This is a genomic window from Steroidobacter cummioxidans (assembly GCF_003104955.1).
Genome location: NZ_LSRW01000118.1, coordinates 21,379 through 27,389 on the forward strand (window position 1 = coordinate 21,379; position 6,011 = coordinate 27,389).

General features: G+C 60.6%; 4 protein-coding genes. 3 read left to right on the forward strand and 1 reads right to left on the reverse strand.

Annotated features, from left to right (window positions below; translation table 11 throughout):
- Window positions 1–2: 2 nt before the first annotated feature.
- Window positions 3–1,280 (reverse strand): hypothetical protein, encoded by a 1,278-nt coding sequence (locus tag D0550_RS33975; protein ID WP_116813647.1) that lies wholly within the window; start codon window positions 1,278–1,280, stop codon window positions 3–5.
- Between the two features lie 233 nt (window positions 1,281–1,513).
- On the opposite strand from D0550_RS33975, the gene D0550_RS33985 reads away from it, so the two are divergent.
- The 3 genes from D0550_RS33985 (at window position 1,514) to D0550_RS33995 (ending at window position 5,631) form a co-directional block, all read left to right on the forward strand.
- A complete protein-coding gene (locus D0550_RS33985) occupies window positions 1,514–3,631 on the forward strand; it encodes a proline-rich domain-containing protein (RefSeq protein WP_153067480.1) in 2,118 nt (705 codons plus the stop codon).
- 155 nt (window positions 3,632–3,786) lie between these two features.
- Window positions 3,787–4,833, forward strand: a complete 1,047-nt coding sequence (locus D0550_RS33990; protein WP_116813651.1) for a proline racemase family protein — start codon at window positions 3,787–3,789, stop codon at window positions 4,831–4,833.
- A 99-nt stretch (window positions 4,834–4,932) separates the two neighbouring features.
- Window positions 4,933–5,631, forward strand: coding sequence for an AAA family ATPase (locus D0550_RS33995; protein WP_206606723.1), 699 nt, complete (start codon window positions 4,933–4,935; stop codon window positions 5,629–5,631).
- The last annotated feature ends 380 nt before the right edge of the window (window positions 5,632–6,011 follow it).

Below are 6,011 nucleotides of genomic sequence, written 5' to 3' on the forward strand. Positions count from 1 at the left end.
CATCACCGTCCTGCCTGCAGAAGTCCTTTCAACATCCCCCAGTTGAACTGCGCTCTCTTCCAGCGCGCCGTGGCCAGCCCTTGATATTCCGGCTGGTCCGCGGGCAGGAGCTGCGGATTTGCAGGGTTGTGATCGAACATTCCAAGATAGCTTCGTACGGAAAAGATACCTTCCGCATCGTGGCACGTGGCGCAGGTGCGGAGCACGATGGGCCCGGTGAAATAGGACTGGCTGTTCCTTTCTATCGGCACCTGCAGCGCCTGATACTCCCTTTCATCTGCTGACACCGGACGCAACCCGCCGTCCGTTCGCGCTATCAGTTCTTTTCGGCGCAAGACGAATTCGTAAACGCTCTGCGTCTGGTGGAAGGCATCGCGGATCGCCTGCGTCGGTTGCTGTAGCTTTCGGTAGACGCGAAATTGGATCTTTTGCGTGATAGGCGTGACGACAGGATCGAGGTTTTCATCGATCACCATCATCCGCCGCACCAATGCCACAGTTGTGCCTTCCGGAAACTGCGGCGTCTTGTGATCCGGTGTGAGGACATTCCCTCGCACTGGCTGGTTGTCGGGATAGCGCGTGCCGACCGATTCGACATTGGGTTGCCAAGGCGTCGGATACAGATTCAGGCGTCGCAGATACGAGAGCGTCGCCTCTCTTCCACCGGGGCATCGAATGAACACGAAGAATGCGGAGCGACCCGAGACCATTTCAACATGAGTTGGCGCAGCCAGGCCGCGTGCACTCTCGCCGATCTGGACCCACGGCCCGGCAGGATCGAATAAATCGGGCGGGAGGAAAGGGGCTTCCGGGCGAGTCGGATCGAAGTCCTTCGGGAACTGTCCTGTCCTCACAGCTGCTGCATAGTTATCCTCGAGTCGCGCAATGCCCGACGTTGGCATGCGAAGGCGTTCGATCACTTGCGCGAGTCGGGAGCGCAGTTCGGTGTCGCCATGCACCGTCGAAATATCGAACGCCGTCCATACGTCGTTGAGCAGAAGCGCGCGCCGTGCCTCGCCTGGAAGGCTACTTTCCGCCTTCGCTCTCAAGAATTCGCCGAGCGTTGCAATCAAATCCTCACGACTCTCGAAATCGTCGGAGTAGGGCTCCGAAATGTCGGCACCGTAGGAAACGCCGTCAACCGTGCGGATTGCCATCGCGCGATAGAGCCGGTTCCACAGATGGCTGGGGTCGGCGCTGTAGATCGCTACGGGTGCATCGGCGGCATCGGTAAACGAAGTACTGAATAACAGCAGTACTCCGCAAAGAATAGAGCGCATAGATGCGACCGTTGGAGTTTAGAATTGCTCTGTTCGGGCGAAATCTTACTACCAGATGCGGCTAGTGTAGTGTCGTTGGCTGCAGATCTGCGCTGACAGAAGACATAAGCGCTTTTTCCCGAGCGACCATCGCCCCCGCGCGCAGCGTGCTATAAAGCCGACTCTCGCCGAAAAGACATGCAAATAGACTCGCGGCGAAGGCGTAACGGAATTGCTCGGCGGAGCCTTGAAAAATGCGGTGTCATGCGCGCTGGTCGTCTGTGGTTGTCGGCATTCTTTACGTTTCTCTGCTGAGTGCTTGTGGTGGGGGCGGCGGGGGAAGTGGCGGAGAAGTCACGCCGCCACCGTCGTCAGGCAACCCGAACACACCGCCGCCTTCGGGCAACCCGGACACGCCGCCGCCTTCGGGCGATCCGAACACCCCCGGCGAATCCGCAGGTTCATTCACCGTCTCGAGCGAATCGCTGAGCTTCGTGTCCATGGAGGACGACGAATGGCGGCCGCTGCCCAGTCAGACGATCACGATGAACGTGACGGGCAGGGAGCGGAACGAGGTTTACTATCGGACGGTCGTCGACGGCAGCGCCATCGAAGCCTACCTGACCGTGGACGGATCGGTGGAGGTGAGGCCAATCCTGCCGTACCAACTGGACCCCGGTCTGTATTCGGCGACCGTCACGATCCGGGCATGCGCGCAAGTCGCCTGTACTCAGGAACTCGAAGGCAGCCCGAAGATCGTCAACGTCACATATGAGCGGCGTGGCTTGAAAGTCTCGGTGTCGCCGCTGGAATTTACAGTGCGTAACGGCGCCTCCACGATCGAGCGCACGCGCTCGTTCACCGTGACCGGTTATCCGGAGCAGACCTGGTTCCTCGATACGGCTCAGTCCTGGTTGACGCTGTCCCGTGCCAGCGGCAGCACGGCGGATCCAATGCCTGTCGAGGTGGTGGTCGACGAGTCGGGAGGCTTGCTGAAGAACGGGGTTTACCGCCCCACGCTGAGGTTGGTCGGCCCGACTCAGACCAAGTACATCACGGTCAACGTCAACATCGATCGAACCGAGGTCCACACAGTGGCGCCGTACCTCGGAGTGCTGTTCGGACAGCGCGAGGTCATCGTCCGCGGCGCCAACTTCAATGCGGCCGACGTCACCGGCGTCCAGTTCGGCGGCGTCGATGCGACCTCCTTCAACATCGTCAGTGCCAGCGAGATCCGGGCCACCACGCCAGGCTCGCTCGGCACCGGAAGTCACGCGATCACGCTGACGGGTAACGCAGCGTCGGCCCTTTCGGATGCGAATTTCAAGGTGGTTGCGCCCGCACCCTATGTCTCGACTCACCTGCCGTTACCATCGGGCGCAGCTACGAATGCGCAACCTAGCGCGATTGCCTACGACGCGGTCGGTCAGCGCATTTTCGTCGCGGTAGATCAGCCAGAGGGCACGCGGGATTTCGTGGCCCGTTACACGTATCAACCGATTGGTGTCGGCTCGTGGGCACGCGCGAATGCCTATACGAGTTACAACTCGCTCAAGGCGATGACGCTCGCCCTCGACGGCGAGACCTTGTTGCTCAGCGAAGCCGGCGCCACCTGGTCGGGCACCGATGGGACCCACTCGGGGATGGCTTTGTCGAACTTGAAGCTGGGTGGAGACCGCTACTCGACACTGCACAGAGGCTGGACGGACAACTTCATCAGTTCCATCGCCGCGGCCAACGACGGCCGCGCAGTGATGGTGTCCGCGGCGGTCAGTGGCGGGCGGCGTCCGGTCTACCGCTACTCGAGTCTCTCACCGGTCACGGACTCGCAAGGATATTGGGGCTCGCCGTCACTCGAGCAGGTCGTTCTCGGGACAGGATCGGAAGACGGTTGGTTCGACAACGGCGTGGCCGGCGCGGCTGGCGACGGCTCGCGTGTGCTCATCGCCAGCTCGGCGGCGGCTGCCGAGATGTATGAATACGATTCGGCGACGAGCACGTTGCGCAGGATCGATCAAGTCATGCAGGCCGGCGCCATCCAGCTCGATCGAACGGGCGGCCGTATTCTGCTGAACAATACCCACGTGTACGACCGCGATTTCCAGCTGCTGGGCCAGCTGCCCGCGACCACGATCGCCGCGGTGTTCTCGCCAAATCTGCCCCGCATCTATGCTTACGATTCAACCGGACAGCTGTCGAGCTACGATCTCACCGGCACGTCCGTCACGCCGATACGATCGTGGTCGCCCACTGCCAGCGCCGGCGATCCGCAGCGGCGTGTCGTCATGACCATCACCGCGGAAGGTTGGACGCTGCTCATCGCGGGCACCAACGGCGTGTTGGTCGAATACATTCCGGACAACGCACGCTGAGCTCTCCAGCGCGCTGGGCCGGGCAGAGCGCCAGGAGAGATCAATCGAACGAATTCTTCCGATGGCTCTGATGCCTGCGCGATGAACGCGTAGTCACATGAGCGGCGGCATCAGCATGTTAAGCTCCGTTTCGGTTGCTGTCGTTTGTAGGCGTTATGAGTGCGATCGATCCCGTCTTTGGCCACTGGCAGTGGCAGCCGCCGGCCCATTGGCGCCGCATCGCCACGGTGGAAATGCATACGGGAGGTGAGCCGCTGCGGGTGTTCACCTCGGGCCTGCCGCCGCTTCCCGGCGACACCGTGCTGGAGAAGCGGCGTTATTTCAGCAGTCACTACGATAGCCTTCGTACCGCCACGATGTGGGAGCCGCGCGGCCACTCGGATATGTATGGTGCGGTGATTACGCCATCGCGCGATGCCGATCTGGACGTGTTCTTTCTACACAACGAGGGTTACAGCACGATGTGCGGGCACGCCATCATCGCCATTACCACGCTTGCCTTCGAAACGGGCTTGATAAAGCAAACGGGTGCGCGCCGGGAACTTCAAATCAACGTGCCTGCGGGGCGGATTGTTTCGCACGCGGTGATGGAGGGCGAGCGCGTCTCGCACGTGGCATTTCGCAATGTGCCTTCGTTTGTCTATCTGCGTGATCAGCAGGTCGAGGTGCCGGGGCTCGGTCGTGTCGCTTACGATATCGCCTATGGTGGCGCGTTCTATGCGATCGTCGATGCCACGCATCTGAAGCTCGACTTGGCACCGCGCGAGTTCAATCGTTTGATCGACTACGGACGGCGAATCAAGCATGCGGTGATGAGCTCGACGCCTATCGAGCATCCTTTCGAGCGGGAACTCGGCTTCCTCTATGGCACGATCTTCACCGGGCCCGCGCAGCGGCCTGGTCATCACAGCCGAAACGTTTGTATCTTCGCCGACGGCGAGGTCGATCGCTCGCCCACCGGCTCCGGGGTCAGCGCGCGTGCGGCCTTGCACCACGCTCGCGGTGATGTTGCGCTCGGAACGCCCCTCACCATCGAAAGCATCCTGGGCAGTACGATGACAGTGCGCGCCGTGGAGCAACTGACGTTCGGCCCGCACGCCGCCATCATTCCAGAAGTGAGCGGCACGGCGCACATCACGGGCCGCAACGAGTTGTACTTGGATCCCGACGATCCACAGGGCTCTGGCTTCAACTTTCGCTAAGCAGCTCGGTTTACTATGGCGACCCCGCCCAAGGGCCGGACGATTCACAGAACACTGGGAAGTCCGTTCCTGACTCAAATCTCATTGCGCGAAGACAGAGTGCAACCCGGTGTACATCCATTCACGATACCGTTGTTGAAGGAGCGGTTCGGTCTCACGCTCACAACCCCTGTCACATTCCTGGTCGGCGAGAACGGTTCGGGAAAGTCCACGCTTCTGGAAGCGTTGGCATGGGCACTGGGCTTCAATGCACAGGGAGGTAACAAGGATAGCTCCTATGCCGAAGGCGCGGATGGTCACGCGCTGGGGCGTGCACTCCAGCTGAGTTGGCGGCAGCGCGTCTCGGATGGCTTTTTCCTCCGCGCCGAGACCTTCTTCAATTTCGCGACCTATCTGGAAGAGGTCGGCAGCACATTTCTCGCCTACGGCGGAAAATCCTTCCATGAACAATCTCACGGCGAGGGCTTTCTGGCTCTGTTCGAAAATCGCATGGAAGACGGCGTATACCTGCTCGACGAGCCGGAAGCTGCCTTGTCGCCAGGGCGGCAGCTCACGTTCCTTAGTATTCTTCATCACCTTGCATCCCAGAAGGTGGCGCAGTTCATCATTGCCACGCACTCGCCGATTCTTCTGACCCTGCCAGGCGCTAGGGTTCTGAGCATCGAGGAGGGGCGATTGAATGAAGTCAGCTATCGGGACACCGAGCATTATCGGCTCACTCGCGACTTTCTCAACGCACCCGAGCGTTTCCATCGGCACCTGTTTCGGAGCCAGGGCGATTCGGACGATGAGCTATAGACGCTGAAGGCGTAGAACGCAGTCGAGTTTGTGCTTGACGCGCGGCGAACACCTGTGAAGCATTGCAGGTGACCAAAACTTGAGCACGCAAGAATCGCGCAGGTTTTCTCGGGAAAGAATAGAGCAGCCGTCCGTTATCCACAGGCTTGCGCACAGCTTCTGTGGACGATCGGCACGTTCGATCTCGACCAGGACGTGGACGGAACTGTCAAGTTTCCGTCTCCAGTCAACTGGTGGTTGGACTGCGCGGGCAACCTGCAGCGACCAGCGCTCAAGGTCCGTTTCAGAGGTCGGGATCGCGAAAGTCACGCATCGATGGGGAGGCGCAGGCATCCAGCCAGGTCCGCCAGGTCTTGTAGTTGCCGTCAGTGCGTAGCATT

Bases quoted from the DNA above. Each gene is read 5' to 3' on its own strand.
- D0550_RS33975 (WP_116813647.1), bottom strand. From the start codon at position 1,280: ATGCGCTCTATTCTTTGCGGAGTACTGCTGTTATTCAGTACTTCGTTT.
- D0550_RS33985 (WP_153067480.1), top strand. From the start codon at position 1,514: ATGCGGTGTCATGCGCGCTGGTCGTCTGTGGTTGTCGGCATTCTTTAC.
- D0550_RS33990 (WP_116813651.1), top strand. From the start codon at position 3,787: ATGAGTGCGATCGATCCCGTCTTTGGCCACTGGCAGTGGCAGCCGCCG.